The following is a 26,584-nucleotide window of genomic DNA, read 5'->3' as shown; positions in this document are numbered from 1 at the left end:
GCGGATCGATCTCGCCGAAAAGGTCAGGCGTCACGATAATCTTCTCCCAATCGGTCGATGAAGCCGCGCATCGCCGCAAAGGCGGCGTCGGCGTCGGCGGAATCGACATGTTCCGCCGGATGGTGGCTGATCCCCCCGGCACAGCGCAGGAACAGCATCGCCACCGGCCCCAGCGCCGCCATCGCCATCGCATCATGCCCCGCACCGGACAACAGCCGCCGCGCGGGCTGGCCGGTGGCGACGATCGCCGCGTCCATCAGGTCCATCAGCCGCGCGTCGCACGGCGCGGGCGGCAGGTCGTGGATCGTCGTGACGGCGATCGCGACGCCACGCTCCCGGGCGATGGCGTGCATCGCCGCGTCGATCGCCGTCGCCGCCCGGTCGCGCCGGTCGCTGGCCCCCGCGCGGATGTCGACGGTGAAGCGCGCCTCGCCCGCGATCACGTTCGCCGCCCCCGGCGTGGCGGCGATCCGCCCGACCGTCGCGACCAGATCGGATGCGTCGGCAAGCGCGATATCCTCGATAGCCGCCACCATCCGCGCGGCGGCGGCCAGCGCGTCGCGGCGCAGCGGCATCGTCACCGTGCCCGCATGGCCCGCATGGCCGCGCACCGTCACCTCGAGCCGCAGCTGCGCCGCGATGCCGGTCACGGTGCCGAGCGCCAGCCCCTCGGCCTCCAAGACCGGCCCCTGCTCGATATGCGCCTCGAGATAGGCGACCATCGAGCCCGGTGCCCGCCGCGCCGAGCCTAGCGCGGCGGCGGTGCTGCCGAACTCACGCAGCGCCGCATCGACGCTGACCCCGTCCGCATCGGCCATGTCCGCCGCACCCGGCGTCAGCGTCCCCGCGACCGCGCGGCTGCCGAGCATCGCGGCGGGAAAGCGCGATCCCTCCTCGTCGCCGAAGCCGATCACCTCGATCGCGAAGGGCAGCCGCCGCCGCTGGGCATGGAGCGCCGCGACGCATTCGATGCCCAGCATCACGCCGAGCGGCCCGTCATAGGCACCGGCATCGGCCACGCTGTCGAGATGGCTGCCGATCACCAGCGCTGGTGCGTCCGGCGACGCCCCCTCGTACCGGCCGATCAGGTTGATCGCGGCATCGCACCGCACCGTCATCCCCGCCGCCGCCATCCAGCCGCCGACCCGCTCGATCGTGGCGCGATAGGCCGGGGTCAGCCAGCCGCGGAACAGCCGGTCGGGGCGGTCGCTATAGGGCGGGCGCGTCAGTTCGCGGCAGCGCGCCGCCGCACGCGCGCCGGATGGCTGGTCGCTCACCATGTCGCCACCATCCCGTCGCCGCGCGGGTCGGCGGCACCCTCGAGCACCCCGTCGGCCCGGCGCACGATCGCCCCGGCATGACCCATCATCGACGATCCCGCGGCCACGCGCTCGACCGCATGCCCCGCCGCTGCCAGTTGTTCGTACAGCGCCGGGTCGAACCCCGCCTCGATCTTCAGCGTCGTGCTCTGGTCGCCCCACGTCCGCCCGAGCAGCCAGCGGGGGGCATCCACCGCCGCCTGCAACGGCTGGCCGAACATGGCGTGGCGGGTGAAGACCGCCGCCTGCGTCTGCGGCTGTCCCTCGCCGCCCATCGTGCCGTACGCCATCACCCGCCCGTCGTCGAACCGCGCCAGCGACGGGTTCAGCGTGTGGAACGGCCGCGCGCCGGGGCGCAGCCGGTTCGGCCCATCGCCCCCCAGCGCGAACGAGCAGCCCCGGTTCTGCCACGTGACGCCGGTGCGCGGCAGCACCACGCCCGATCCGAACTCGAAATAGGTGCTCTGGATGCAGCTGACGACCTGCCCCCGTGCATCCGCCGCGCCGAACCATGTCGTATCGCCCAGCGCCGGGGGATGCGGCCATGGCGCGGCACGGTCGCGGTCGATCGCGCCCGCCATCCGGTCGAGCGCGGCAACATCGTCGAGCAACGCCTGCGCGTCCGCCGTCATCGTCGCCGGATCGCCGACATGCGCGTCGCGCCAGCGGAACGCCTGCTTCGTCGCCTCGACGAGGGCATGGACATGCTCGAACCCGTCGGCCCCTTCCGCCCCCAGCCGGTCGAACAGCGCGAGGATCAGCAGCGACGCCACCCCCTGCGTCGGCGGCGGCAGGTTGAACAGCCGCGCCCCGCCGATCGCGACCGACAGCGGCGCGACCGGCCGCGCGGCGAAACCGGCAAGATCGCCCGCCGCCAGCGGACTGCCCAGCAGCGCGAGGTCGGCGGCGATATCCTCAGCCAGCGCGCCGCGATAGAAGCCGTCGAGCCCCTTGCCCGCCAGCCGCTCGAGCGTGGCCGCGAGCGCGTGCTGGCGCAGCAGCTCGCCTTCGGTCAGCGGGCGACCCTCCGGCTCGAAGATGCGGGCATAATCGCCCGGCAGGTCGCGGAGCGCCGCCGATGCGGCGGCAGCGACCTGCGCCCCGCCCGCCGTCACCGCCACGCCGGTGCGCGCATGATGGATCGCATCGCGCAGCAGCCGGTCGAGCGGCAGCGCGGCAGGCTCCTGCGCCAGCGCCGCCTGCCATCCCGCGACGGTCCCCGCCACCGTATTCGCCGCCAGCGGCCCGCGCCACGGGATGGTCGCATGGTCGCGGTACAGCGCAGGCACGGCCGCCGCCGCTGCCGTGCCGCAGCCCTCGACCGCCCAGCAGCGCCCGTCCGGCTCGGCCACCAGCCAGAAGCCGTCGCCCCCGATCCCGGTCATGTGCGGATAGACGACCGCGAGGCAGGCGGCGGTCGCCACCGCCGCCTCCACCGCGCTGCCGCCGTCGGCCAGCACGTCGCGCCCGGCCTGCGCCGCCAGATGATGCGGCGCGCTGACCATGCCGCGCAGCGAACGGGGCGTCGCGCGCGTCATGCCGCCGCCTCCCACCGGGGGGCGGGGGTACAGGCGACCAGCCCTGCCGCTTCCAGCGCGGCGGCGGTGGCGAACAGCAGCGCCTCGCGGCCCCGAGCGGCGATCAGCTGGACCCCGATCGGCATCGCGTCGGCGCCATGGGCGAGCGGTACCGACAGCACCGGCACCCCGGCAAGGCTGATCGGCTGGGCATGCAGGCCGAGATCGGCCCGCGCCGACAGCGTCTGTCCGTCGAGGACGATCGTCGTCGCATCGCTGCGCGGTGCCGCCATCGGCGTCGCGGGGGCGAGCAACAGGTCGTGGTCGGCCAGCGCCGCCAGCACCTCGCCGATGAAGCGTTCGGCGACGCCTTCGGCCTCGCGCACCGCCGCCACCGGCTGGAGTGCGCCTGCGATCAGCCGGTCGCGCGTGCCGGAATCGAACGCCAGCGCATCGCGGCGCAGCGCGGGCAGGTGGCGGTGGCCGCCCTCCGCCCCGGTCAGCATGAAACCGGCGGACCGCGCGGCGGCGGCGGTCGGCAGCACGACCGGCGGTCCCGCACCCAGATGCGCGGCGATCCGCGCGATCCCGGCCAGCACCACCGGATCGGCGCGGGTCGCGAACCATCCGCCGAGCACCGCGACGCGCGGCACCTGCGGTTCGGACGGGGTCAGCGGCTCCCCGGCCATCACTGCGTGCGCGATCGCCAGATCCTCCGGCGATCGGGCGAACGCGCCGACCGTGTCGAGCCGCTCGACGAACGGATAGACCCCCTCGAGCGAGATCGCCCCATGGGTCGGACGCAGGCCGTATATGCCGCACAGGCTGGCGGGCACGCGGATCGATCCGTTGGTGTCCGATCCCAGCGCCAGCGGCACCAGCCCCGCAGCCACCAGCGCCGCCGACCCGCCCGACGATCCGCCCGCCAGCCGCGCCGGGTCGTGCGGGTTGCGGGTCGTGCCGTAATGCCGGTTCTCGGTCGAGAAGCCATAGGCGAACTCGTCCATGTTGGTGGTCGCGACCAGCACCGCGCCCGCCGCGCACAGCCGCGCGACGACGACGGCATCGTGCGTCGCCGCCGGGGCATCGGCGCGCTGCCGGGCACCGGCGGTCGTCGTCTCGCCGCTCACGTCGAACAGGTCCTTGACCGCAAAGGGCACGCCCGCCAGCGGTCCGGAATCGCGTCCGGCGGCGACATCGGCATCGACCCGCGCCGCATCGGCCAGCGCCCGCTGCCGCAGCAGCCGGGTGGCGGCGTTCAGCGCGTCGTGCCGCGCGATGCGATCGAGCGTCTCGATCGCGATCGACTGCGCCGACCGCCGCCCCGCGCGGACCGCTGCGGCGATGGCAACGGCCGTGGCGGGCAGGGTCATCGGCCATCCTCCGCCGCCGCTTCGCGCACCACCGCGTGATGCCCCGCCAGCAGCCGCTGGTTGGCCACCACCCCGTCCAGCACCTCGGGCGGGAGGACCAGCCCGATCGCTTCGGCCAGCAGGGCGGCAAGTCGCCGTTCGTCGTCGCTCGCCTGGGTCATGCCGATTCTCCCGTTGGTCGCATCAGAAGCTGTACCGCACGCGGCCGACGACGGTGCGCGGCGGAATGAGCTGGTCGAAGGTGGCGTTCACCCCGAACACGTCGGTGAAGCGCGTGCTGACCCCGTCGGTGTCGAACAGGTTCTGCGCGCTGACGCTCAGGTCCCAGCCCGATCCGAACCGCACCCCGCCGGTCAGGTTGAGCTGGGTATAGCCCGGCACGTCGTCGATCGCCGGATTGTTGAACACCCGCGCCTGCATCGCCCCGCGCCGGATCAGCAGCGCCGAGCCATAGCCGCGCACCCCGCCCGCATACCGGTGGTTCCAGTTCGCGCCCGCCGTCGCGCTGAACGCGGGCGTCTTGGCCAGTTCGTTGCCGTACAGGTCCTCGATCACCGCCGCGCGGGCGAGCGTGACGGCAGGGGCGAAGATGCTGAGCCGCCGGTTGACCACCAGATCGCGCTCCGCCGCCGTCGCATCGACGCTGTCGAGCGCACGGACATGCCCGCTGATCCTGCCGTCGAGGAAGGTCAGCCCGGCATCGAACCGCAGGTCGCGGCTGGGGGCGAAGGTCAGTTCCGCCTCCGCGCCGAGGATGCGGCTGCGCGGGATGTTGGCCACGCCGCTCGACCGGTTGCGCGGGTCGCTGGTCATATATTGCAGGTCGCGATAGTCGTAGCCGAACCCGGCCAGATTGGCGCGCAACCGCCCGTCGAGGAAATCGGCCTTCAACCCCAGTTCGTACGCATCGATATGCTCCGGGCGGAAGGTGCGGAACACCAGATCCTCCGCCACGTCGGCAATGCCGAAGGTCAGGTTGTTGCCGCCCGGCTTGAACCCGCGGGTATAGGAGGCATAGGCCATGCGGCTGGGGCCGAGGTCGAACTCGACCGCCGCGCGGCCCGTCACCGCGCTTGCCTGCGACGTGATGTTCGCGGTCGGGCGCCCGGTCGACAGGGTGAAGAAGTTGAAGTTGCGGTTGGTCGCGCGGTCGTCGGTATAGCGCAGGCCCCCGGTCATCCGCAGCCGGTCGGTCGCATGCCACGTCGCCTGACCATAGAAGGAATAGGAGCGGCGCTCGGGGAAGAAATCGCTCTGGAAGCCGATGTCGCCCGCAGGCGGCAAGCCGTTGTTGGCGACCGGGTTGAAGGGATCGAACACCCCGTTGCGGTTGCGGTCGACCCGCTCGAACGAATGCGCCTCGATCTTCTGCTGGAACCAGAAGGCGCCGAGCACCCAGTCGACCGCACCGAACAGCGGCCTGCTGGAAACCAGGTTGAGTTCGGAGGTGTAGGAACGATGCGCCTGGTCCTGCCGTTCGTAGAAGCTGCGCTCCACCGCCAGCGGGCCGATCAGCGCCACGTCGGAAAAGTCGTTGTCGCGATACTTGCGGACATCCTCGCGCTGGTGGCTGCCGAGGTACTTGACGGTAAACGCGGGCAGGTCCCACGTCACCACCGCGCTGTACAGCTGCGAGCGCAGGAACAGCCGCGACGGCGAATCCTGCGACAGCTGCCGGTCGCCGTCATCGTCGCGGCGCGGCGTGGGGTCGAGCAGGCCGAAGCGCGCCGGGCCGTTGGTATCGCTGCGGAACTGCTGCGCGGTCAGGTCGATGCGCAGGCGGTCGGCAGGCTGCCACAGCAGCTGGAAGCGCCACGCCGCATCGTCGCGCTCGTCCAGCGCCTGTCCCGACCGGAGGTTGGTGGTCGTCCCGTCCTGCTTCAGCCAGCTCGCCGCCGCGCGCACCGCCAGCGTCGATCCGACCGGCAGGTTCACCGCCGAGCGCAGGTTGCGATAGTCGAACGATCCATAGGCGCCGTCGATATAGCCCTCGGTCCGGCCCAGCACCGGCGCGGCGGTGACGAGGTTGATCGCGCCACCGGTCGAATTCTGCCCGAACAGCGTCCCCTGCGGCCCGCGCAGCACCTCGACCCGCCCGACATCGAGGAAGTTGCCGCCGAGCGCGAAGGGCGAGACGATATAGACGCCGTCCTGATGATAGGACACCGACGGCGCGGCGACGTCGTTCTGGTTCGCCTCCTGCCCCACGCCGCGGATCGAGATCGTCGTGCGCTCGCCCTCGGCATTGGCGACGGTCAGACCGGGGGCCAGCGCGCTCAGGTCCTGGAAGCTGTTGATGTTGTTCGCGAGCAGCGCGTCGCCGGTCAGCGCGGTGATCGCCTGCGGCACGTCCTGCAACCCCGCCTCGCGCTTTTCGGCGGTGACGATGATCTCGGGGATCGGCGCATCCTGCGCCGGATCGGCCGGTGCGGCGGCGTTCGCGCTGTCCTGCGCCGCGCAAGGATGGATCATCAGCGCCGCGCATCCCAGCAGCGCGCATTTCGTCCAGTTCATCAAGTGCCCCCACCAACGATGTCGCATGGGGCGGAGTGCCGTCTCCCATCGTCCGCCGGAGGTTTCCGTGCGGCGCAGCCCGCCTTCGCCAGCGGTGTTAGCGTCGACAAAAGCGGGTGCGGAAGCACAATATTGCGCCCCAAGCGCGCGGATTTTTCGCTCGCTTCGCGCAATCGCACGCTCAGTCGAAGCGCTGCTGCTCGAACGCGGCGAAATCGCGTTCGAGACGGGCTTCGAGCCGGGCCTTCGCGTTCGCGGCGGCAAAGGCGGCGCATGCGGGGGCGGCGAGGTCGCGGCAGGCGGCGACGCGCAGCCCCCCGGCGCGATCCTGCCAGATGCTGTCGCCGGGCAGGAAGGCATAGTGGAGCGAATCGCGCGCGATCTGCTTCAGGTCGCGGTAGCGCAAGCCCTGCTCGGTCACGGCGCGCAGATATTCGTTGGTCATGTCGCTGCGCGCGACGCCCTCGTCGTCGGTCGACAGCACGACCGGCACCCCCGCCTGCCGGTAGAGCGACAGCGGATGGTCGCGGCCCTTGACCCCCAGGATCACCGCGTTGCTGGTCAGGTTGATTTCCACTGCCACCCGCTCGCGCGCCATGCGCGCCAGCAGCGCGCGGGCATCGGTTTCGTACGGAATGTCGATCCCGTGGCCGATCCGCCGCGCGCCCGCGACCGCCACCGCATCGCCGATATGGAACGACAGGTCGCGCGGCGGCACCAGCCCCAGCGTCAGCTCGCCCGCATGCAGCGACAGGGGAACGGAGGGCTGACGTTCCTTCAGGAAGCGCAGCATCCGCATGTGCAGCGCATAGTCGCGCAGCGCCACCGGATCATGTTCGGGCGCGACGATATTGACCCCGACGAAGCGCGGATCGGCCCCGGCCAGCGCAAAGCCCAGCGCCAGTTCGGCAAAGACCTGCGCGGGCGGGCGGATGCGGATGGCGGTGAAGTGATAGCGGATCTCGGTCGCGCAGGCGGGCCTGGGCATAGCGGTGGCGCATCCGTCCGCCGCCGCCATCTCCGCCTCGTAGCGGTCGAACTGCGCGCGGGTCGCCTGTACCGCCGCCGGAAGCTCGGGCGCGATCCGGGCATGGAGCGCGGCGAGATCGCTCGCGTCGCCGTCGCCGACCTTCGCCAGCAACGCCTGCGTCGCCGCCGAACCGACGATGAACTCGGCATAGGACACGCCGTCGGCGGCGGCCTGTGCCCGCGCATTCGCCAGCACCTTGCCCGCGTTGCGCGCGGCGATCGGCCCGAAGGCGTCGAAGGTCGCGAAGAACCGGTCATAGCCCGCCACCCGCGGATCGCCCGCCCCCGCCTCGAACCCGCGCGTCGAAAAGGCGTTCACGAACGCGGCATGGCGCGGATAGTCGCGCATCAACTCCGCCGCCGCGACGCGGCCCGGCGCGTCGCACGGCGGCGGCACCACGCGCGGCGGATCGATCGACAGGCACAGCCCGTCCGCCGCCGCCCATGCCAGCATGTCCTCGGCATAGACCGCGCCGCTCGGGTGGTTGTGCAGGTCGCCGCCCTTGGGCATCGCCTGCAGGAACAGGCGCAGCCGCGGCGGGCTGTCGGCGATCCGGTCGAGATAGGCGGCGGTGCGCGCCTCGGGCGTCACGGGTCCGCGCGCGCGCGCCATGCCGTCCGGCAGCAGCATCGCGAGCATCGCCATGACGCCCGCCCGCCGCCAGCGCGCGCGATCGATGCCGTTCTGCCGACGGGCGGCCATAGCTGTTCCCCTGTTACCGCCTGCGCATCGCGGCGCAGGCCCCCTGCCCGCCTGTCTAGGTGCGACGGTCGCGCGCGCCCATCGCAATATCCGGCACGTCGCGTTGCCGGAAACCGTGCGCGCCCGACACCCGGCACACGGCGGGGAGGTGCACGCATTTTTGCAACGATGAGTCCCGTTCATTGCTGTAGATCGGACAGCCTGCCGCTGGCATGACGGGCACGGGGCAAATCCGGGGGACGGCATGACGGACACGGCAACAGGCGAACGACCGGCTGCGACCATGCTGGAGCGGCGGTTCCAGCTGGCCGAGCGCGGCACGTCGGCGCGGACCGAGGTGCTGGCGGGCACCACGACGTTCCTCACCATGGCCTATATCGTGCTGGTCAACCCCGCGATCCTCGGACAGGCGGGGATGCCGGTCGCGGCGGTCGCCGCCGCCACCTGCTTCGCCGCCGCCTTCGCCTCGATCCTGATGGGGCTGGTCGCCAACGTGCCGCTCGCGCTGGCGCCGGGCATGGGGCTGAACGCCTATTTCAGCTTCACCGTCGTGCAGCAGATGGGCATCCCCTGGCCGGTGGCGCTGGGCTGCGTGCTGATCTCGGGCGTCTGCTTCCTCGTGCTGACGCTGACCGGCGTGCGGCAGCTGATCGTATCGGTCATCCCGCCGCACCTGTTCGCGGCGGTGGCGGGCGGGATCGGGCTGTTCATCGGCTTCATCGGGCTGCGCAACGCCGGGATCGTCGTCGCCAGTCCGGCGACGCTGGTCGCGCTCGGCCCGCTGACCACGCCCGGCGCGGCGCTGGCGCTGCTGGGGCTGCTGCTGATCGCGGGGCTCAGCATCTGGAACGTGCGCGGCGCGATGCTGATCGGGATCGTCGCCACCACCGCCGTGGCATGGGCGACCGGGCAGGTCACGATGACGCCCGAGCCGTACAGCCTGACGACGCTGACGCAGACCGCGTTCCAGGTCGATCTGGCGGGCGTATTCGGCGCGGGCGGGAAACACGGGCTCGGCCTGTTCGAGATATTGTTCGTGTTCCTGTTCGTCGACCTGTTCGACAACATCGGCACGCTGGTCGCCGTGACCAAGCGCGCCGGGCTGATCGACGCGGCGGGCCGCATCCCCCGGCTGAACCGCATCCTGCTGACCGATGCCGTCGCGACCATGGTCGGCGCGGTGGCGGGGACCAGCACCGTCACCAGCTATGTCGAGAGCGCGGCCGGGGTGCAGGCGGGCGGGCGTACCGGCCTTACCGCCGTCGTCACCGGCGCGCTGTTCCTGCTGACCATGTTCGTCGCCCCCTATGCGCAGCTGGTGCCGCTCGCCGCGACCGCGCCCGCGCTGATCGTCGTCGGCGGGCTGATGCTGCTGCCGCTGGTCGAGGTGACGTGGGACGATCCGCTGGCGGCGATCCCGGCGTTCCTGACCGTCGCGCTGATCCCGCTGACCTTCTCGATCGCCAACGGGCTGGCGTTCGGCATCACCGCGCATGCCGTGCTGAAGGCGTTGCGCGGACAGGCGACGCGCGCCGACGGGTTCCTGTTCGTGCTCGCCGCGCTGTTCGTCGCCCGCTTCGCATGGATGGGTGGTGCGTGAGGCGATGACGGTCCGCTTCCTCCTCGACGATGCGGTCGTTACGATCGCCGATGCCGATCCGACCGCGACGCTGCTCGACCATCTGCGCTATCGCCTGCGCCGCACCGGCACCAAGGAAGGCTGTGCCGAGGGTGATTGCGGCGCGTGCACCGTGCTGCTCGGCGAGCCCGCCGGGGACGGCGTGGCGTGGCGGGCGGTCAATGCCTGCATCCTGTTCCTGCCGATGGTCGACGGCAAGGCGGTGCTGACCGTCGAAAGCCTGTCGCAGGGCGGCGCGCCGACGCCGCTCCAGACCTGCATGGCGGCGAACGGCAGCTCGCAATGCGGCTTCTGCACGCCGGGGTTCGTGATGTCGCTCTACGGCCGGGCGGTGGGGGCGGCGGGGCACGACCTGCCGGTGGCCGATACGATCGCGGGCAATCTGTGCCGCTGCACCGGCTATGGCCCGATCCTCGATGCCGCGCGCGACGTGCCGCGGATCGCGCGCGACGACCGGGCGGTTGCCGCCGCGCTGCGCGACCTGCGGGCGATGGAAGATGCGCCGGGCAAGCGCTGGTTCGCGCCGCGTTCGAGCGACGAACTCGCCGCGCTGCTGCTCGACCATCCGCATGCCCGGCTGGTCGCCGGGGCGACCGATGTCGGGCTGTGGGTGACGAAGGGCCTGCGCGACATCGCCACGCCGGTGTTCATCGGCGACGTGCCCGAACTGCGCACGATCGCCGAGGACGATCGCGGAGTGACGCTCGGCGCGGCGGTGCGCTATGCCGAGGCGCATGACGTGCTCGCCCGGCTGCACCCCGATCTGGGCGAGCTGGTGCGGCGCATCGGCGGGTTGCAGGTGCGCAACGCGGGCACGATCGGCGGCAATATCGCCAACGGATCGCCGATCGGCGACGGCCCGCCCGCGCTGATCGCGCTCGGCGCGCTGCTGACGCTGCGCCGGGGGGAGCATCGCCGGGTGCTGGCGCTGGAGGATTATTTCCTCGGCTATGGCCGACAGGACCGGGCGCCCGGCGAGTTCGTCGAACGCATCCACATCCCCCGCCCCGCCCCCGATGCGATCGTCCATATCGCCAAGCTGTCGCGCCGGTTCGACAGCGATATCTCGGCGGTGTGCGGCGCGTTCCACCTGACGCTGCGGGAGGGCATGATCGCGGAGGCGCGCGTCGCGTTCGGCGGCATGGCCGCGACTCCGCGCCGCGCGCCCGCGTGCGAGGCGGCGCTGACCGGCCGGCCCTTCGCCGAGCCGACGATCGTCCGCGCCGTCGCCGCGCTGCGCGAGGATTTCGATCCGCTGAGCGACGTGCGCGGCAGCGCCGCCTATCGCCACGAGGCGGCGGGCAACCTGCTGTGGCGGCTGTGGCATCGCGAACGGGGCGAGCCGGTGTCGGTCCGCGCCGTGTCATGACCGTCGCCCCGCCCCCGCCCCCACCCCCGTCCGGCGCACGGCCGTCGCTGCCGCACGACAGCGCGCTGCTGCATGTCACCGGCGCGGCCCGCTATATCGACGATCTGCCCGAACCCGCCGACCTGCTGCACCTCGCCTTCGGCCAGGCGACCGAGACGCATGCCGCGATCGTCGCGATCGACCTGTCGGCGGTGCGCGCCGCGCCCGGCGTCGTCGCGGTCTATACCGCCGCCGACATTCCCGGGCGCAACGACGTCAGCCCGGTCGCGCACGACGACCGGCTGCTGGCCGACGGCGAGGTGCGCTATCGCGGACAGCCGGTGTTCCTCGTCGCCGCGACCAGCCGGGACGCGGCGCGCCGCGCGGCGCGGCTCGGGCGGATCACCTACGCCCCCCGCCCCGCGCTGCTCTCGATCGCCGACGCCCGCGCCGCGCAGTCGCTGATCGAACCGACCCAGCGCATGGCGCGCGGCGACGCCGCCGCCGCGCTCGCCGCCGCGCCGCATCGCATGCGCGGACGGTTCGCGATGGGCGGGCAGGATCATTTCTACCTCGAGGGGCAGGTCGCGCTCGCCCATCCCGGCGAAGGCGGGCAGGTCCATGTCGCCAGCTCGACCCAGCATCCCAGCGAAGTGCAGCATCTGGTCGCCGAGCTGCTCGGTGTCTCCTCGGCGGACGTCACGGTCGAGGTCCGCCGCATGGGCGGTGCGTTCGGCGGCAAGGAGACGCAGGCCGCCGCCTTTGCCGCCGCCGCCGCGCTGGTCGCGACCACGACCGGGCGGCCCGCCAAGTTCCGCTGCGATCGCGACGACGACATGGTGCTGACCGGCAAGCGCCACGACTTCACGGTCGACTATGACGTGGGGTTCGACGACGACGGCCATCTCCTCGGCCTCGTGCTGCGCCTCGCCTCGCGGTGCGGCGCGACCGTCGACCTGTCGCCCGCGATCAACGACCGGGCGATGTTCCATGCCGACAACAGCTACTGGCTGCCTGCGGTCGAGATCCTGTCCGAACGGCTCAAGACCCACACCGTCTCCGCCACCGCCTTTCGCGGGTTCGGCGGCCCGCAGGGAATGCTGGCGATCGAGCGGGTGATCGATGCCGTCGCCGCCGCGCTGGGGCGCGATCCGCTCGACGTGCGCGTCGCCAATCTCTACGGGCCGGGGCGCGACGTGACGCCCTATGGCATGACCATCGCCGACAATATCGCGCCCGCGCTGGTCGAACGGTTGCGGGCGACGAGCGACTATGACGCGCGCCGCGCCGCCGTGCGCGCCTTCAACGCGCGGCACACGGTATTGAAAAAGGGCATCGCGCTGGCCCCCGTCAAGTTCGGGATCAGCTTCACCACCACCCACCTCAACCAGGCGGGCGCGCTGGTCCATGTCTATGCCGACGGCAGCATCCAGCTGAACCACGGCGGCACCGAAATGGGGCAGGGGCTGTACATCAAGGTCGCGCAGGTCGTGGCGGACGTGTTCGCCGTGCCCGCAGCCCGGGTCCGCATCACCGCGACCCGCACCGACAAGGTGCCCAACACCTCCGCCACCGCCGCCTCGTCCGGCGCCGACCTGAACGGCATGGCGGCGCACGCGGCGGCACGCACCATCCGCGACCGGCTGGCCGGCGTGGCGGCATCGATCGGCGGCTGCGCGGCGGACGAGGTGCGCTTCACGCCCGAAGGGGTGGTCGCGGGCGCGGAGACGATTCCGTTCGCCACGCTGTGCCGCCGGGCGCATCTGGCGCGGGTGTCGCTGTCCTCGACCGGCTTCTACGCCACGCCGGACATCGCCTATGACCGCGCGGCGCATCGCGGGCGGCCCTTCTACTATTTCGCCTATGGCGCGGCCTGTGCGGAGGTGGTGATCGACACGCTGACCGGCGAGCATCGCGTGCTGGCGGTCGATATCCTCCACGACGTCGGGCGCTCGCTCAACCCGGCGATCGACCTCGGCCAGATCGAGGGCGGGTTCCTCCAGGGGCAGGGCTGGCTGACGACCGAGGAACTGGTGTTCGCCGCCGACGGGCGGCTGCTGACCCATTCGCCCGCGACCTACAAGATCCCGACCGCCGCCGACCGCCCGGACCGCCTGACGATCGCGCTGTGGGACGGGGAGAATGTCGAACCGACGATCCACCGGTCGAAGGCGGTCGGCGAACCGCCGTTCATGCTGGCGCAGTGCGTCCTTTCCGCGATCGGCGAGGCGGTGGCCGCGACCGCGCCCGACCGGCGCGCCTTCCCCCCGCTCGACGCGCCCGCCACGCCGGAGGCGATCCTGCGCGCGATCGCCGCGCACCGCGCATGAGCGGGAACTGGCGGGAACGGCTGCTGGCGGTCGCCGATGACGAACCGCTCGCGCTCGTCACCGTGCTCGCGACCGAGGGATCGGCACCGCGCGGCGCAGGCACGCGGATGGTGGTGAGCGATGCCGCTTCGTTCGACACGATCGGCGGCGGCACGCTCGAACACCGCGCGATCGAACAGGCGCGCATGATGCTCTCGCATCCGCCGGGAACATGGCGGGTGCAGGACTATCCGCTCGGCCCGCTGCTCGGCCAGTGCTGCGGCGGGCGGGTGCGGCTGCTGGTCGAACGGCTCGATCCCGCCGCACTCGGCTGGGTCGCGGAGGCGACGGACGGCGCGGTCCTGACCACGACCTTGCACGACGCGACCGTCGCCCGCGCGCGCGACGATGCGGCGGTGCCCCGCCCCCTCTCGGCGCGCGGAGAGCGCCCCGGCCCCGGCGCATGCTGGGCCGAGCGGATCGGCCAGTGGCGACGCCCGCTCTATCTGTTCGGGGCGGGCCATGTCGGACAGGCGATCGCGCGCGGCGCGACCGGGCTGCCGCTCAGCCTCGCCTGGTTCGACAGCCGCGCGGGGCTGGCCGATATCGCCGGAGTGACGATCGTCGCGGAGGATCGCCTGCCCGATTGCCTTGCCGACGCGCCCGCCGATGCGGCGATCCTGATCCTGACCCACGACCATGCGCTCGACTATGCGCTGACGCGCGCCGCGCTGGCCGGGCCGCCGCGCGCGCTGGTCGGGCTGATCGGATCGGCGACCAAGCGCGCCCGTTTCCTCGCCCGGCTGGCGCGCGACGGGATCGATGGCGCGGCGCGCGCACGGCTGACCTGTCCCATCGGGCTGGCGTCGATCCCCGGCAAGGAGCCGGAGGTGATCGCGCTGTCCGCCCTCGCCCAGCTCCTGGCGCTCGGGAGCGGCGCCCCTCCCGTACCGGCGGAGTGCCCATGACGCTGCGACTGTTCCGTGCCGAACTCCTGTCGGTCGCCGCCGATCCCCGCGACGATCCCGATGCGATCCGCCACGAACCCGACGGGCTGCTCGCGGTCGAGGACGGGACGGTCGTCGCGCGCGGCGATTTCGCCTCGCTCGCGCCCCGTTTCGGGAACGCGTGGGTCGAGTCGCTCCCCGGCATCGTCGTGCCCGGCTTCGTCGACGCGCATGTCCATTATCCGCAGATGGACCGGATCGCCTCGCACGGCGAACAGCTGCTCGACTGGCTGGAGCGCCATATCTTTCCCGCCGAAATGGCCTTCGCCGATTCCGCCCATGCCGCGCGCGTCGCCGATGCGTTCCTCGCCGAGCTGCTGCGCCACGGCACGACCAGCGCGCTGGTGTTCCCGACCGTCCATGCCGGATCGGTCGACGCGCTGTTCGACGCGGCGCTCGCCCGGCGGATGCGGATCGTGTCGGGCAAGGTGCTGATGGACCTCGGCCCCGAGGGCCTGCGCGACACGCCGGAGACGGCGCGCGGCGACAGCGAGGCGCTGATCCGGCGATGGCGCGGGCGCGGGCGGCTCGGCTATGCGGTGACGCCGCGCTTCGCGCTCACCTCGTCCGACGAACAACTGGTACAGGCAGCCGCGCTGCTCGACGCGAACCCCGACGTGCTGCTCCACACCCATCTGGCGGAGAACCGCCACGAATGCGCCGCCGTGGCGGAGCGTTTCCCGCACGCGCACGACTATCTCGACGTGTACGACCGGTTCGGGCTGGTGGGTGCGCGATCGGTGTTCGCGCACGGCATCCACCTGAGCGACCGCAGCTGCGCGCGCCTTGCCGAAAGCGGCGCGGGGATCGCGGTGTGCCCCACCTCCAACCTGTTCCTCGGCTCGGGCTTCTTCGATTTCGGACAGGCCGATGCGCACGGGGTCCGGCTTGGGCTGGGCAGCGATATCGGCGCGGGTACGTCCTTCTCGCTGCTGCATACCGCAGGCGTCGCCTATCAGGCGGCGCTGGCGCGCGAGGTGCGGCTCGATCCGTTCCGCGCGCTGTATCTGGCGACGGCGGGCAGCGCGGCGCTGCTCGGCATCGGTGGCCGGGTGGGCGCGCTGCTGCCGGGGCAGGAGGCCGACTTCGTGGTGCTGGACGAGGCCGCGACGCGGCTGCTCGCGCGGCGGACGGCGGGCGCGGACCTGCCCGCGCGGCTGTTCGCGATGCAGGTGCTGGGCGACGACCGCACCGTGCGGCGCAGCTATGTGATGGGCGAATGCGCCTGGGACCGGGGGATCGGCTGATGCGCGGGATATGGTGGTGGTGGCTGGCGGCGTTGCTGATGGCGGCGAGCCCCGCATGGGCGCAGCAGGCGCGGCGACTGGTCGTCGTCGATGACGAGGGGTTCGGGCTGGCCCATGCGATGCTGCTCGACGCGCCCGATGTTCAGGTGCTGGGCATCACCACCGTGACCGGCAACGTCTGGGTCAATCGCGCCACCGCCATGGCGCTGAAGGGCGTGGAGACGATGGGCCGCGACGTGCCCGTGGTGCAGGGCGCGACCTATCCGCTGGTCAATTCGGAGGTGCTGACCGAACGCTGGGAGGCGCTGTACGGCAAGCTGACGTGGAAGGGCGCGTGGATGCGCCGGTGGGTCGAACCGACGCAGCAGAGCACGCCGCCCTATCACCGCGCCGACGATCCGGTCGACCTGCCCGGCGGCAATCCGACGCGCACGGCATCGGGCGAGATCGCCGCCAATTTCCTGCTGCGGATGGTGCGCGAACATCCGGGGCAGGTGACGATCATCGCGATGGGGCCGCTCACCAACCTCGCACTGGCGCAGCGACTCGACCCGGCGTTCGCGGGGCTGGCGAAGGAGCTGGTCTATATGGGCGGCAGCCTCAATCCGCGGCAGGTGCGCGACGGCGTCTCCGCCGCGCAGTTCGCGCGCGAGTTCGTCCATTCGCCCCGCCGCGAATTCAACGCCCGCTTCGATCCCGAGGCCGCCAGCATCGTGTCGCGCAGCCCGTGGCGGCGGATCACCGTCGTGCCGAGCGACCCCTCCACCGCGACCGAGCTGACCCCGGCGCTGCTCGCCCGGCTGCGCGCGGTGTCGCCGCCTGCGGTCGCGGCATGGATCGGCGCGCTCGAACCGGGCTTCCCGCTGTGGGACGAGATCGCCGCCGGGGTCTGGCTCGACCCCGGCATCGTCACCGCGCGCGACACCGCCTTCGTCGATTACGATACGCAGTTCGGGCCGAACTACGGCGATACCCTGTCATGGAATGAAGGCTATCAGCCCGGCATCGGCGAACGGCGCGCGGAGGTGATCCGCACGATCGACCCGGCGAAGCTGGAGGCGCTGATGCTGCGGCTGCTCGCCCGGCGTCAGGCCGCGGGCGGGATGTAGGCGAAGCGGCCGAACCCCGCCTCGATCTCGCGCAGCACCATCTGCGCGGCATGCGACGGGGTGCGCGCGCTGGCGGTGCACAGCGCCAGCGTCATCGGGCGCAGCACCTTGTCGACGATGCGGGTGAAGGCGAGCGTGCCCGCGCGGACCTCGGTCGACACGTCCAGCGAGGTGAGGATGCCGATGCTGTCCCCTTCCGCGATCAGCGATGCGATCATCTGGATATTGTCCGACGTCGCGCGGCGGCGGAGCGTGACGCCCGACGTCCCCTCCAGCACCGCGACCTGCTGGTGCACCGCCAGCGGGGCGGCGGGCAGGATCACCGACTGCCCGTCGCAATCGGCGAACCGCGCCTCGGGCCTCGCCGCCAGCGGATGCCCCGGCGGCGAGACGATGCCGAGCACCACGTCGACGAAGGCGCGCACCGTCAGGTCCTGATAGGATTGCGGGTCGAACAGGATGCCGAAGTCCACGTCGTTGGCGGCGATCGCCCGGCGCACCTGTTCGTTGCCCAGCACATGCACCCCCATGGTGATGCCCGGATGGCTCCGCTGGATCGCGTGGATCGCGGCGGGCATATAGCCCTTGGCCAGCGCGTCGATGACCGCGATGTCGACATGGCCGCGCTTCAGCCCGCGCAGATCCTCGATCTGCGACAGCGTGTCGCCCAGCTGCTTCTGCCAGCGCCCGCCCGCCGCCATCATCACCTCGCCCGCGGCGGTCAGCCGGAGGCCGGTGGGCAGCCGCTCGAACAGCTGCACGCCCAGCCGCGCCTCGGCGTTCAGTATCTGCCGGTCGATCGCCGACGCCGACACCGAAAGCTCGTCGGCGGCGCGCCGGATCGAGCCCAGCCGCCCTACCGCCATGAAATACCGGATGAATCTTGACAGCGCGGGCATGCGCTAATTTTTGCAACGGATCGTCGTCATCATTGCGTTTGAATGCAACGACCCGCCGCCGTACGTCAATCGCCAAGTCGGGACGATGACACGACGAACAAACGATTGCCGGACACGACCGGGTTGGCGTGGACGACGGTGCGTATCCCCGTCGCGGGCATGGAGGGAGAGGCCGGACATCGGCGACGCACCCGTCCGGGGGAAAGGATCGGGGCGTCCTACGGGGGGCTGACCATGAAGAATTCCGCGCGCGCGCTATCGACCGTCCTGCATCGTCCGATCCCGGTGCGCCGCACCGGCCTTGCCGCCATGCTCGTGCTGCTCGGCGGGACGGCGATGACCGCCCCCGCCCTTGCGCAGGACGCACCGGCGGCCACCGCACCCGCCCAGGGCGCCGCGCCGGACGACGGCGAGATCGTCGTCACAGGCTCGCTCGACGCGCTGCCGGTCAAGGACGTCGGATCGGTCTTCGGGTTCGACAAGACGCTGGTGGAAACGCCGCGCTCGGCATCGACGATCAGCGACGAACAGATCGAACGCTTCGGCATCACCGACATCTACGATCTGGTCGCGCAGTCGCCCGGCACCTTCACCAACTCGTTCTTCGGGGTGGGCGGCGCGCTCGACATTCGCGGCACGCCGGGCGAAACCTATTTCCGCGGCGTCCGCCGGCTCGACAATGCGGGCAACTATCCGACGCCGATCGCCGCCGCCGACCGGATCGACATCGTGCGCGGTCCCGCCTCGCCGATCTACGGCCCGTCCAAGACCGGCGGCTACATGAACTTCGTGCCCAAATCGGCGCGGGTCGCGGGCGGTGCGCTGATGACCAGCCCGCAGGGCGAGGTGAGCTACACCGGCGGCAGCTGGAGCCGCAACAACCTGCGCGCCGAAGTGCGCGGGCCGGTGCGCCTGCTCGGCGCCGACCTCGGCTACAGCCTCTATGCCGAGATCGAGGATTCGGGCAGCTATTACCGCAACATGTCGACCAAGCAGACGATCCTGCAGGGCGCCTTCGACCACCAGCTGACCGACGCTGTCCGCATCGAGTTCGGCGGACAGTATCAGGACTTCAAGGGCCAGCAGAACGGCGGCTGGAACCGGCTGACGCAGGCGCTGGTCGATGACGGCACCTATATCACCGGCACCGCCAAGCCGCTCGACACCGACGGCGACGGCCAGATCTCGCAGGGCGAGGTCAAGGCGGTGATCCCCGGCGGCCTGTCGATCTTCGGCAACTTCACCTGCCCGAACAGCAGCTTCAGCCCGTTCGCCGCGGGCTTCACCGACGCCTGCTTCACCCAGACCTATCCGCAGCTCAACCTCGTCAACACCGGCACCACCAAGCTCAGCCGCCGCAACGTGCTGACCGGTACCGAGGACAAGCTGACCAACCGGCAGACGACGCTGTATTACGACGTCACCTTCGACGGGCCGGGGGACCTGACGCTCAAGAACCAGCTGTTCTTCGACCATACGCAGAACATCAACAACAACGATTACGGCTTCTCGCAGCGCGTCAAATCCTATGTGATCGAGGACAAGATCGTCGTCGCCAAGTCTATCGACACCGGCATCGGCAAGTTCTCCGGCCAGTTCTCGCCGTCGGTGCGCTACGTCAACTTCAACTACGGCGACGACTTCGACTTTGAATATTTCCACCGCGTCGATCTGACGCAGGGCTATACCCCGGCGTCGAACCGGCTGCTCGCCAACGAATGCAACTGCGGCTATACCGACCGGGTCTTCGGGCATACGACCGACTATGGCGTCGCCGCGCTGGTCGATCTCGACTTCGACTTCGGGCTCGATCTGCTGCTCGGCGGGCGCTACGACAAGGTCGATGCGACGTCGCGCTACGACCCGACCGTCATGGACCGCGTGCCGGTGCGCAATTCGGCAAAGGGCAGCGACGACGGCTGGTCGTGGACCGCCAGTGCATCCTACAAGCTGCCCTTCGGCCTCATCCCCTATGCCACCGCGTCGCAGCAGACGACGATCGTCGTCGGCCAGGGGGCGGAGGTACTGCCCGAGGCGGTGGCGTCGGGCTTCATGTCGACCTCGCGCCTGTACGAAGGCGGGGTGAAGGGCAGCTGGCTGAACGACACGCTCTATGCGGCGGTGTCGGCGTACAAGCAGAACCGGACCGACTTCAACATCCAGTCGATCACCGTCAACCAGGCGGTCGAGACGAAGGGCGTGGAGGCCGAGGCGCGCTGGGCGGTCGATCGCCACCTGCTCGTCACCGCCGCCTATACCCATACCGAGGTGGTCAACCTGACCGGGCTCGAGCAGGGCACGCTGTTCAGCTTCTTCGGGATCGAGGATCTGGTGAACGTCACCAACCCGACGCTGCACCTCGGCGGGCAGCCGATCGGCCTCGTCCCCATCAACAGCCGCAGCGACGCGCGCCGCGCGGGCATTCCCGCCAACCTCTATTCGGCGACCGCGACCTATGGCTTCGACAACGGCCTGTCGTTCAGCGGCAGCGTGGTGAAGGTCGATTCGGTCTTCTCGGGCCAGTCGCAGGCGGTGCGCCTGCCCGCCTATACGCTCGTCGACCTGTCGAGCTCGTTCCAGACCGGGCCATGGCTGTTCCGTGGCGTCATCAAGAACGCGACCAACGCGCGCTATTTCCGCGCGAACTTCACCGAATTGTTCGGCAGCACCATCGTCCTGCCCGAACGCCCGCGCAGCTTCCTCGCCTCCGCCGTCTACAAATTCTGAAGGTGCGGGCGGGGAGCCGGACGACCGGCAGCCCCCGCCCGGCCGGAGTATCGATCATGCACGCTTTCCTCACCGGCCTGATGCTCGCCGCCGCCGCGCCGACGTCGGCGGCACCCGCCGCGCCGCCCCCCGCCGCCGCCGTCGCGCCGCGGCCCTGCGCGATCGGCGCGCCCTGCCCCCGTCCGCTGCCGGTGCGGGTCGTCGTCGTCACCATGTTCGAGATCGGCAAGGACGAAGGCGATACGGCGGGCGAGTTCCAGCTGTGGAAGACGCGGCGCAACCTGCGCCAGCGCATCCCCTTTCCCCATGGCTATCACGATCTCTACTATAATCCGGATACGCAGATACTGGGCGTCGTCACCGGCGTCGGCTCGATCCGCGCGGCGGCGGCCGTCACCGCGCTCGGCCTCGACAACCGGCTCGACCTGTCGCGGGCCTATTGGCTGGTCGCGGGCATCGCCGGGATCGATCCGGAGGATGCCTCGATCGGATCGGCGGCATGGGCGCGCTACGTCGTCGACGGCGATCTGGCGCATGAGATCGACGCGCGCGAGATCCCCGCCGACTGGAAGAGCGGCTATTTCCCGCTCGACCGCAAGGGCCCGAACGATCCTGCCCCGCCGCGCACCGACGGGGGCGAGGTGTTCGCGCTCAATCCCGCGCTGGCGGAATGGGCGTTTCGCCTGACGCGCGACACGCCGCTGCCCGACGATCCGGGGATCGCCCGCGAACGCGCCCGCTATACCGGCCATCCCAATGCGCGGAAGCCGCCGTTCGTCCTGATGGGCGACCAGTTCTCGGCGATGACCTTCTGGCACGGCAGCCTGCTCAACCGCTGGGCCAACGACCACACCCGCTATTTCACCGCAGGCAAGGGCCAGTTCGTGACCAGCGCGATGGAGGAGAGCGGCACGCTCCAGGCGATCGAGTATCTGTCGAAGATCGGGCGGCTCGACAAGCAGCGCGTGCTCGTGCTGCGCGCGGGCAGCAACTATACGCTGCCGCCGCCCGGCGTCGCCGCCGCCGACTATCTGCTGCGCGAGAACGAGGGCTATGCCGGGCTCGCCGCGTCGGTCGAGAGCCTCTACCGCGTCGGCAACCGGGTGGTCGAGGAACTGCTGAAGAACTGGGAACGCCACGGCGAGACGCCGCCCGAATGACGCTGGGCGTCCTGCATTCGGCGGCGGTGCTCGTCACGATGGACGACGACGACCGCCAGATCGCCGACGGTGCGATCGCGTGGCGGGACGGCGTCATCACCGCCGTCGGGACCACCGACGAACTCGCTCCCCTGCGCCGTATCGCCGACCGGACGATCGACGCGCGCGGCTGCGTGGTCACGCCGGGGCTGGTCAACACCCACCACCACCTGTTCCAGTCGCTGACCCGCGCGGTGCCGGGCGCGACCGACGCCTCGCTGTTCGCATGGCTCCAGCGGCTCTATCCGATCTGGGCGCGCTACACCCCCGACGACATCCATGCCGCCACCCGCCTCGGGCTTGCCGAGCTGGCGCTCTCGGGGTGCACGCTCAGCAGCGACCATCTCTACCTCTATCCGGACGGCGTGACGCTCGACGACACGATCGCCGCCGCCGCCGACATCGGGTTGCGCTTCCATGCCACGCGCGGCAGCATGAGCGTGGGCGAGAGCGCGGGCGGCCTGCCTCCCGACGCGCTGGTCGAGCGCGAGGACGCGATCCTTGCCGACACGATCCGGGTGATCGACCGGTTCCACGATCCCGCCCCCGGCGCGATGGTGCGGATCGGCGTCGCCCCCTGTTCGCCCTTTTCGGTGAGCGAGGGGCTGATGCGCGACGCGGCGCTGCTCGCGCGCGACAAGGGGGTGATGCTGCACACCCATCTGGCGGAGGACGACGACGACGTCGCCTTCTCGCTCGAACGCTTCGGCTGTCGCCCCGGCGTCTATGCCGAGCGACTGGGCTGGACCGGCCCCGACGTATGGATGGCGCATTGCGTGAAGCTGGACGCCGACGAGATCGCGCTGTTCGCCGCGACCGGCACCGGGGTCGCGCATTGCCCCTGCTCCAACTGTCGACTGGGGTCGGGAATCGCCCCGGTCCCGCGCATGCTGGGCGCGGGCGTGCCGCTGGGACTGGGGGTCGACGGCTCCGCCTCGAACGACAGCGGCCACCTGTTGCAGGAGGCGCGGCAGGCCATGCTGCTCCAGCGGGTGGTGGGCGGCGCGGGTGCCCTTGCCCCGCGCGCTGCGCTGCGGCTGGCGACGCGGGGCGGGGCGGAAATGCTCGGGCGGCACGATTGCGGCGCGCTGGTCGTCGGCAGGCGCGCCGATCTGGCGGTATGGGATGCGCAGACCCCGGCCAACACCGGCGCATGGGATGCGGTGGCGGGACTGATCCTCTGCCCGCCCGCCGGGGTGCGCGACCTGTTCGTCGAGGGGCGGGCGGTGGTGACGGACGGCATGCTCACCGGCGTGCCGCATGCCACGATCGTCGCCGACGCCCGCCGATCGGCGGCAAGGCTGCAATCGGTCGCCTGAGCGCCTGATCTTGATCCGCTCACGCGGATGCCGCACCGGCCAACCTCCGACCAGATCTACGCGACCACCTCGTCGCGGCTCTCCCGGTTGCCGAAGAACGCATTCAGGGCGACCGCGCTGATCGACGCCAGCACGATCCCCGAATGCAGCAGCGGGGCAAGCGCGGCGGGCATCGCCTGGAAGAAGCGGTCCGACAGCACCGGGATCAGCCCGACCGCGATCGATACCGCGATCGTCACCAGCCGCTCGAACGTCAGCTCGACCGACCCCAGGATGCGGATGCCGGTCGCCGCGATCATCCCGAACATCACCAGCGCCGCCCCGCCCAGCACCGGCAACGGCACCACCGCGACCAGCGCCGCCAGCTTCGGACAGAAGCCGAGCGCGAGCAGGATCACCCCCGCCCCGGCGCACACGAAGCGCGAACGGACCCCGGTGATGCTCAGCAACCCGATATTCTGCGCGAACGAGGTATAGGGAAAGGTGTTGAACACGCCGCCCAGCACCGTCCCCGCCGCATCGCCGCGCAGGCCGCGCACCATCTGGCGGCGATCGACCGGCCGCCCGACCATCTGCCCCGCCGCCATGAACATGCCGAAGGATTCGATCATCACCGTCATCATGACGAGGCACATCGCGATCGACGCGGGCACCTCGAACGTCGGCAGCCCGAACTGGAACGGGCGCACCAGCGCGAACCACGGCGCGTCGCGCACCGGCGTCAGGTCCACCTGCCCCAGTGCCCCGGCGATGATCGTGCCCGCGACCGTCCCCGCCAGCACCGCGCCGCTGCGCAGCAGGCCGTGGCCGAACCGCATCAGGCACAGCACGACGCCCAGCGTCAGCAGCGCCAGCAGCAGATGCTGGGGCGCGCCATAGCCCGGATCGGTCGGCTGCCCGCCCGCCGTCCAGTTGATGCCGACCCGCATCAGGCTCAGCCCGATCGACAGGATCACCGTGCCGGTCACGGCGGGCGGGAACAGCCGCGACACCCGCCCGACGAACGGCGCGACCAGAAAGCCGAACAGCCCGGCGACGATCACCGCGCCATAGATGCTGCGCAGCACGACGGCGGGCGGCGATCCGTCGGCGACACCGGTCGCGATCATCGCCAGCATCGGGCTGATCGACGCGAAGGTCACGCCCATCACGATCGGCAGGCGGATGCCGACCTTGGGCAGGCCCAGCGTCTGGATCAGCGTGGCGAAGCCGCAGGCGACCAGATCGGCGCTGATGAGCAAGGCCAGCTGCGCGGGCGGCAGGTTCAGCGCGCGCCCGACGACCAGCGGCACCGCCACCGCTCCGGCATACATCACCAGCACATGCTGCATGGCCAGCGGCGCGAGCCGGCCAGGCGGCGGCAGCGCGTCGACGCCGTCGTCGATCCGGTCGGGCACCGGCGGGGCGGCCGTCGCCTGTCCTGCGAGGGGCAACTCGCTCGTCGCCGATTGCATGGGCCGGGCCTCCGTCTGCTGGGTGATGGCCATCCTCTATCGGCATCGCGGCGATCGCCACCAGCGCCGAATCTGGAACGAAGCGATCGAGAAAAGGCATCGCTCGCGCCCGGTGCACGGCAGCGCGTCTCCGCACTATCCCCGGCGGCACCGATTGCGCATGATGGCGATGCCGCACGACCGATCCCATCGCATGGAAGCTGCCCGCATGACCGACGACGACTTCATCACCGCGCTGCCCAAGGCCGAGCTGCATCTGCATATCGAGGGCAGCCTCGAACCCGAACTGATGTTCGACCTCGCCCGGCGCAACCGCGTCGCCATCCCGTTCCGCTCGGTCGAGGAAGTGCGCGCGGCCTATGCCTTCTCCAATCTCCAGGATTTCCTCGACATCTATTACGCCGGAGCCGACGTGCTGCGCGAAGCACAGGACTTCCACGACCTCGCGGTCGCCTATTTCGATCGCGCGGCGGCGGACGGCGTGGTCCATGCCGAAATCTTCTTCGATCCCCAGACCCATACCGATCGCGGCATTCCGTTCGACGTGGTGATGGAAGGGCTGTCGTCGGGCATGGCGGCCGCGGAGGCGAAGCATGGCCTGACGTCGAAGCTGATCCTGTGCTTCCTGCGCCATCTGGACGAGGATGCCGCCTTCGCGACCTTCGCCCGGGCGGAGAAGTGGCTCGACCGGATCGACGGGGTCGGCCTCGATTCCTCCGAAGTCGGCCATCCCCCGTCGAAATTCGCCCGCGTGTTCGCCGCCGCCGGGGATGCCGGACTCAAGCGCGTGGCGCATGCGGGCGAGGAAGGCCCGCCCGCCTATGTCCATGAAGCGCTCGACCTGCTGCGCATCGACCGGCTCGACCATGGCAATCGCGCGCTGGAAGATCCGCTGCTCACCGCCCGCCTCGCGCGCGAGGCGATGACGCTCACCGTCTGCCCGCTGTCCAACCACAAGCTGTGCGTGGTGCGCGACATGGCCGATCACCCGATCGACCACATGCTGCGCCTCGGGCTGCGCGCGACGATCAATTCGGACGATCCGGCCTATTTCGGCGGCTATGTCGGCGACAATTACCGCGCGGTCGCCCGCGCGCGGCAGCTGTCGCGCGGCGACCTCGTGACGCTGGCGCGCAACAGCTTCCTCGGATCGTTCCTCGACGACGGCGCCGTCGCCGCGCATCTGGCGAGGCTCGATGCCTTCGCGCTACAGGCCCGCTGACCGGTTGCGCTCGTGGCGGGGGCAGGACAACATGCCCCTCGGCCTCACAACGATGATGGAAGTTTCGTGGTCCCCAAAATCTATCTGTCCGCCGACCGCCTGCTGGAGGATTCGTTCCGGCTGGCCAATGCCGTGTTCGATTCCGGTTTCCGCCCGACCCATATCGTCGGCATCTGGCGCGGCGGCGCGCCGGTCGGCATCGCGGTGCAGGAGCTGCTCGAATATCGCGGCGTGCAGAGCGACCATATCGCGATCCGCACCGCATCCTACCACGGCATCGACCAGCAGGCGCCGGAGGTCCGCATCCATGGCCTCGGCTATCTGATCGACGTGCTGAACCCGGAGGACCGGCTGCTGCTGATCGACGACGTGTTCGATTCGGGGCGGTCGATCCGTGCGGTGCTGAAGGAACTGAAGGAGCGCTGCCGCAACAACCTGCCGCGCGAGGTGAAGGTTGCCACCGTCTATTACAAGCCGTCGCGCAACGTCACCGACCTGAAGCCCGATTTCTTCGTCCACCAGACCAACGACTGGCTGATCTTCCCGCACGAGATCGACGGCCTGACCGAGGAGGAGATCCGCGCGCACAAGCACGGCGCCGACGTGATCCTGCGCTGAGCATCGGCCTGGGAACCGCGCGGCGGTGCGCG

19 protein-coding genes are annotated in these 26,584 nt (G+C 70.9%); 11 read left to right on the top strand and 8 right to left on the bottom strand.

The window, feature by feature from the left end; all coding sequences use genetic code 11:
* Positions 1–23: 23 nt before the first annotated feature.
* The 6 genes from ABLE43_RS05735 to ABLE43_RS05710 form a co-directional block, all read right to left on the bottom strand.
* Positions 24–1,280 carry an allantoate amidohydrolase gene (locus ABLE43_RS05735; protein ID WP_348977521.1) on the bottom strand — a complete coding sequence of 419 codons (1,257 nt, stop codon included), beginning with the start codon at positions 1,278–1,280 and terminating at the stop codon, positions 24–26.
* A complete protein-coding gene (locus ABLE43_RS05730; RefSeq protein WP_348977520.1) occupies positions 1,274–2,857 on the bottom strand; it encodes a gamma-glutamyltransferase family protein in 1,584 nt (527 codons plus the stop codon). Before ABLE43_RS05730 ends, ABLE43_RS05735 begins: the two co-directional genes overlap by 7 nt.
* On the bottom strand, positions 2,854–4,209 hold the full coding sequence (locus ABLE43_RS05725) for an AtzE family amidohydrolase (RefSeq protein WP_348977519.1): 1,356 nt from the start codon (positions 4,207–4,209) through the stop codon (positions 2,854–2,856). The genes ABLE43_RS05730 and ABLE43_RS05725 overlap by 4 nt, the downstream gene beginning before the upstream one ends.
* The gene (locus ABLE43_RS05720; protein ID WP_348977518.1) at positions 4,206–4,370 is read right to left on the bottom strand and encodes a hypothetical protein; all 165 of its coding nucleotides are present in this window, start codon (positions 4,368–4,370) and stop codon (positions 4,206–4,208) included. Before ABLE43_RS05720 ends, ABLE43_RS05725 begins: the two co-directional genes overlap by 4 nt.
* A 22-nt stretch (positions 4,371–4,392) precedes the next feature.
* Positions 4,393–6,723 (bottom strand): TonB-dependent receptor, encoded by a 2,331-nt coding sequence (locus ABLE43_RS05715; protein WP_348977517.1) that lies wholly within the window; start codon positions 6,721–6,723, stop codon positions 4,393–4,395.
* Between the two features lie 181 nt (positions 6,724–6,904).
* Complete coding sequence (locus tag ABLE43_RS05710) at positions 6,905–8,455, bottom strand: adenosine deaminase (RefSeq protein ID WP_348977516.1); 1,551 nt, start codon at positions 8,453–8,455, stop codon at positions 6,905–6,907.
* Between the two features lie 244 nt (positions 8,456–8,699).
* Here ABLE43_RS05710 and ABLE43_RS05705 point away from each other — a divergent pair, with 244 nt between their 5' ends.
* The 6 genes from ABLE43_RS05705 to ABLE43_RS05680 are packed head-to-tail and all read left to right on the top strand — an operon-like array spanning position 8,700 to position 17,114.
* On the top strand, positions 8,700–10,055 hold the full coding sequence (locus ABLE43_RS05705) for an NCS2 family permease (RefSeq protein WP_425475231.1): 1,356 nt from the start codon (positions 8,700–8,702) through the stop codon (positions 10,053–10,055).
* Between the two features lie 4 nt (positions 10,056–10,059).
* Entirely contained in the window at positions 10,060–11,463 is a 1,404-nt protein-coding gene (gene xdhA / locus ABLE43_RS05700; protein WP_425475234.1) for a xanthine dehydrogenase small subunit, read from the top strand.
* Entirely contained in the window at positions 11,460–13,772 is a 2,313-nt protein-coding gene (gene xdhB / locus ABLE43_RS05695) for a xanthine dehydrogenase molybdopterin binding subunit (RefSeq protein ID WP_348977514.1), read from the top strand. The genes xdhA and xdhB overlap by 4 nt, the downstream gene beginning before the upstream one ends.
* The gene (xdhC, locus tag ABLE43_RS05690; protein ID WP_348977513.1) at positions 13,769–14,719 is read left to right on the top strand and encodes a xanthine dehydrogenase accessory protein XdhC; all 951 of its coding nucleotides are present in this window, start codon (positions 13,769–13,771) and stop codon (positions 14,717–14,719) included. Before xdhB ends, xdhC begins: the two co-directional genes overlap by 4 nt.
* Entirely contained in the window at positions 14,716–16,005 is a 1,290-nt protein-coding gene (guaD, locus tag ABLE43_RS05685) for a guanine deaminase (RefSeq protein ID WP_348977512.1), read from the top strand. Before xdhC ends, guaD begins: the two co-directional genes overlap by 4 nt.
* Positions 16,005–17,114, top strand: coding sequence for a nucleoside hydrolase (locus ABLE43_RS05680; RefSeq protein ID WP_348977511.1), 1,110 nt, complete (start codon positions 16,005–16,007; stop codon positions 17,112–17,114). The genes guaD and ABLE43_RS05680 overlap by 1 nt, the downstream gene beginning before the upstream one ends.
* Here ABLE43_RS05680 and ABLE43_RS05675 read toward each other — a convergent pair.
* Complete coding sequence (locus ABLE43_RS05675; protein ID WP_348977510.1) at positions 17,093–18,013, bottom strand: LysR family transcriptional regulator; 921 nt, start codon at positions 18,011–18,013, stop codon at positions 17,093–17,095. The two genes, ABLE43_RS05680 and ABLE43_RS05675, sit on opposite strands and share 22 nt — an antisense overlap.
* Positions 18,014–18,247: 234 nt before the next feature.
* Here ABLE43_RS05675 and ABLE43_RS05670 point away from each other — a divergent pair, with 234 nt between their 5' ends.
* From ABLE43_RS05670 to ABLE43_RS05660, 3 genes are read left to right on the top strand one after another with little or no spacing between them, the layout of a single operon-like run.
* Positions 18,248–20,740 (top strand): TonB-dependent siderophore receptor, encoded by a 2,493-nt coding sequence (locus ABLE43_RS05670; RefSeq protein WP_348977509.1) that lies wholly within the window; start codon positions 18,248–18,250, stop codon positions 20,738–20,740.
* A gap of 56 nt (positions 20,741–20,796) precedes the next feature.
* Positions 20,797–21,900 (top strand): purine nucleoside permease, encoded by a 1,104-nt coding sequence (locus ABLE43_RS05665; protein WP_348977508.1) that lies wholly within the window; start codon positions 20,797–20,799, stop codon positions 21,898–21,900.
* Positions 21,897–23,258, top strand: coding sequence for an 8-oxoguanine deaminase (locus tag ABLE43_RS05660; protein ID WP_348977507.1), 1,362 nt, complete (start codon positions 21,897–21,899; stop codon positions 23,256–23,258). Before ABLE43_RS05665 ends, ABLE43_RS05660 begins: the two co-directional genes overlap by 4 nt.
* Positions 23,259–23,314: 56 nt before the next feature.
* On the opposite strand, the gene ABLE43_RS05655 is transcribed toward ABLE43_RS05660, so the two are convergent.
* Positions 23,315–24,712 (bottom strand): nucleobase:cation symporter-2 family protein, encoded by a 1,398-nt coding sequence (locus tag ABLE43_RS05655; RefSeq protein WP_348977506.1) that lies wholly within the window; start codon positions 24,710–24,712, stop codon positions 23,315–23,317.
* A 208-nt stretch (positions 24,713–24,920) separates the two neighbouring features.
* Between ABLE43_RS05655 and ABLE43_RS05650 the strand changes: the two genes are divergently transcribed.
* The gene (locus tag ABLE43_RS05650; RefSeq protein WP_348977505.1) at positions 24,921–25,934 is read left to right on the top strand and encodes an adenosine deaminase; all 1,014 of its coding nucleotides are present in this window, start codon (positions 24,921–24,923) and stop codon (positions 25,932–25,934) included.
* A gap of 66 nt (positions 25,935–26,000) precedes the next feature.
* Entirely contained in the window at positions 26,001–26,552 is a 552-nt protein-coding gene (locus tag ABLE43_RS05645) for a phosphoribosyltransferase (RefSeq protein ID WP_348977504.1), read from the top strand.
* The last annotated feature ends 32 nt before the right edge of the window (positions 26,553–26,584 follow it).

The sequence above is a fragment of the Sphingomonas silueang genome, from assembly GCF_040049155.1.
Lineage (GTDB): Bacteria > Pseudomonadota > Alphaproteobacteria > Sphingomonadales > Sphingomonadaceae > Sphingomonas > Sphingomonas silueang.
This window is presented reverse-complemented; position numbering and strand designations above follow the sequence as displayed.

Bases quoted from the DNA above. Each gene is read 5' to 3' on its own strand.
- ABLE43_RS05735 (WP_348977521.1), bottom strand. From the start codon at position 1,280: ATGGTGAGCGACCAGCCATCCGGCGCGCGTGCGGCGGCGCGCTGCCGC.
- xdhC (WP_348977513.1), top strand. From the start codon at position 13,769: ATGAGCGGGAACTGGCGGGAACGGCTGCTGGCGGTCGCCGATGACGAA.
- ABLE43_RS05725 (WP_348977519.1), bottom strand. From the start codon at position 4,209: ATGACCCTGCCCGCCACGGCCGTTGCCATCGCCGCAGCGGTCCGCGCG.
- ABLE43_RS05710 (WP_348977516.1), bottom strand. From the start codon at position 8,455: ATGGCCGCCCGTCGGCAGAACGGCATCGATCGCGCGCGCTGGCGGCGG.
- ABLE43_RS05730 (WP_348977520.1), bottom strand. From the start codon at position 2,857: ATGACGCGCGCGACGCCCCGTTCGCTGCGCGGCATGGTCAGCGCGCCG.
- ABLE43_RS05705 (WP_425475231.1), top strand. From the start codon at position 8,700: ATGACGGACACGGCAACAGGCGAACGACCGGCTGCGACCATGCTGGAG.
- xdhB (WP_348977514.1), top strand. From the start codon at position 11,460: ATGACCGTCGCCCCGCCCCCGCCCCCACCCCCGTCCGGCGCACGGCCG.
- ABLE43_RS05665 (WP_348977508.1), top strand. From the start codon at position 20,797: ATGCACGCTTTCCTCACCGGCCTGATGCTCGCCGCCGCCGCGCCGACG.
- ABLE43_RS05655 (WP_348977506.1), bottom strand. From the start codon at position 24,712: ATGCAATCGGCGACGAGCGAGTTGCCCCTCGCAGGACAGGCGACGGCC.
- ABLE43_RS05650 (WP_348977505.1), top strand. From the start codon at position 24,921: ATGACCGACGACGACTTCATCACCGCGCTGCCCAAGGCCGAGCTGCAT.
- ABLE43_RS05715 (WP_348977517.1), bottom strand. From the start codon at position 6,723: ATGAACTGGACGAAATGCGCGCTGCTGGGATGCGCGGCGCTGATGATC.
- ABLE43_RS05680 (WP_348977511.1), top strand. From the start codon at position 16,005: ATGCGCGGGATATGGTGGTGGTGGCTGGCGGCGTTGCTGATGGCGGCG.
- ABLE43_RS05675 (WP_348977510.1), bottom strand. From the start codon at position 18,013: ATGCCCGCGCTGTCAAGATTCATCCGGTATTTCATGGCGGTAGGGCGG.
- guaD (WP_348977512.1), top strand. From the start codon at position 14,716: ATGACGCTGCGACTGTTCCGTGCCGAACTCCTGTCGGTCGCCGCCGAT.
- xdhA (WP_425475234.1), top strand. From the start codon at position 10,060: ATGACGGTCCGCTTCCTCCTCGACGATGCGGTCGTTACGATCGCCGAT.
- ABLE43_RS05670 (WP_348977509.1), top strand. From the start codon at position 18,248: ATGAAGAATTCCGCGCGCGCGCTATCGACCGTCCTGCATCGTCCGATC.
- ABLE43_RS05660 (WP_348977507.1), top strand. From the start codon at position 21,897: ATGACGCTGGGCGTCCTGCATTCGGCGGCGGTGCTCGTCACGATGGAC.
- ABLE43_RS05720 (WP_348977518.1), bottom strand. From the start codon at position 4,370: ATGACCCAGGCGAGCGACGACGAACGGCGACTTGCCGCCCTGCTGGCC.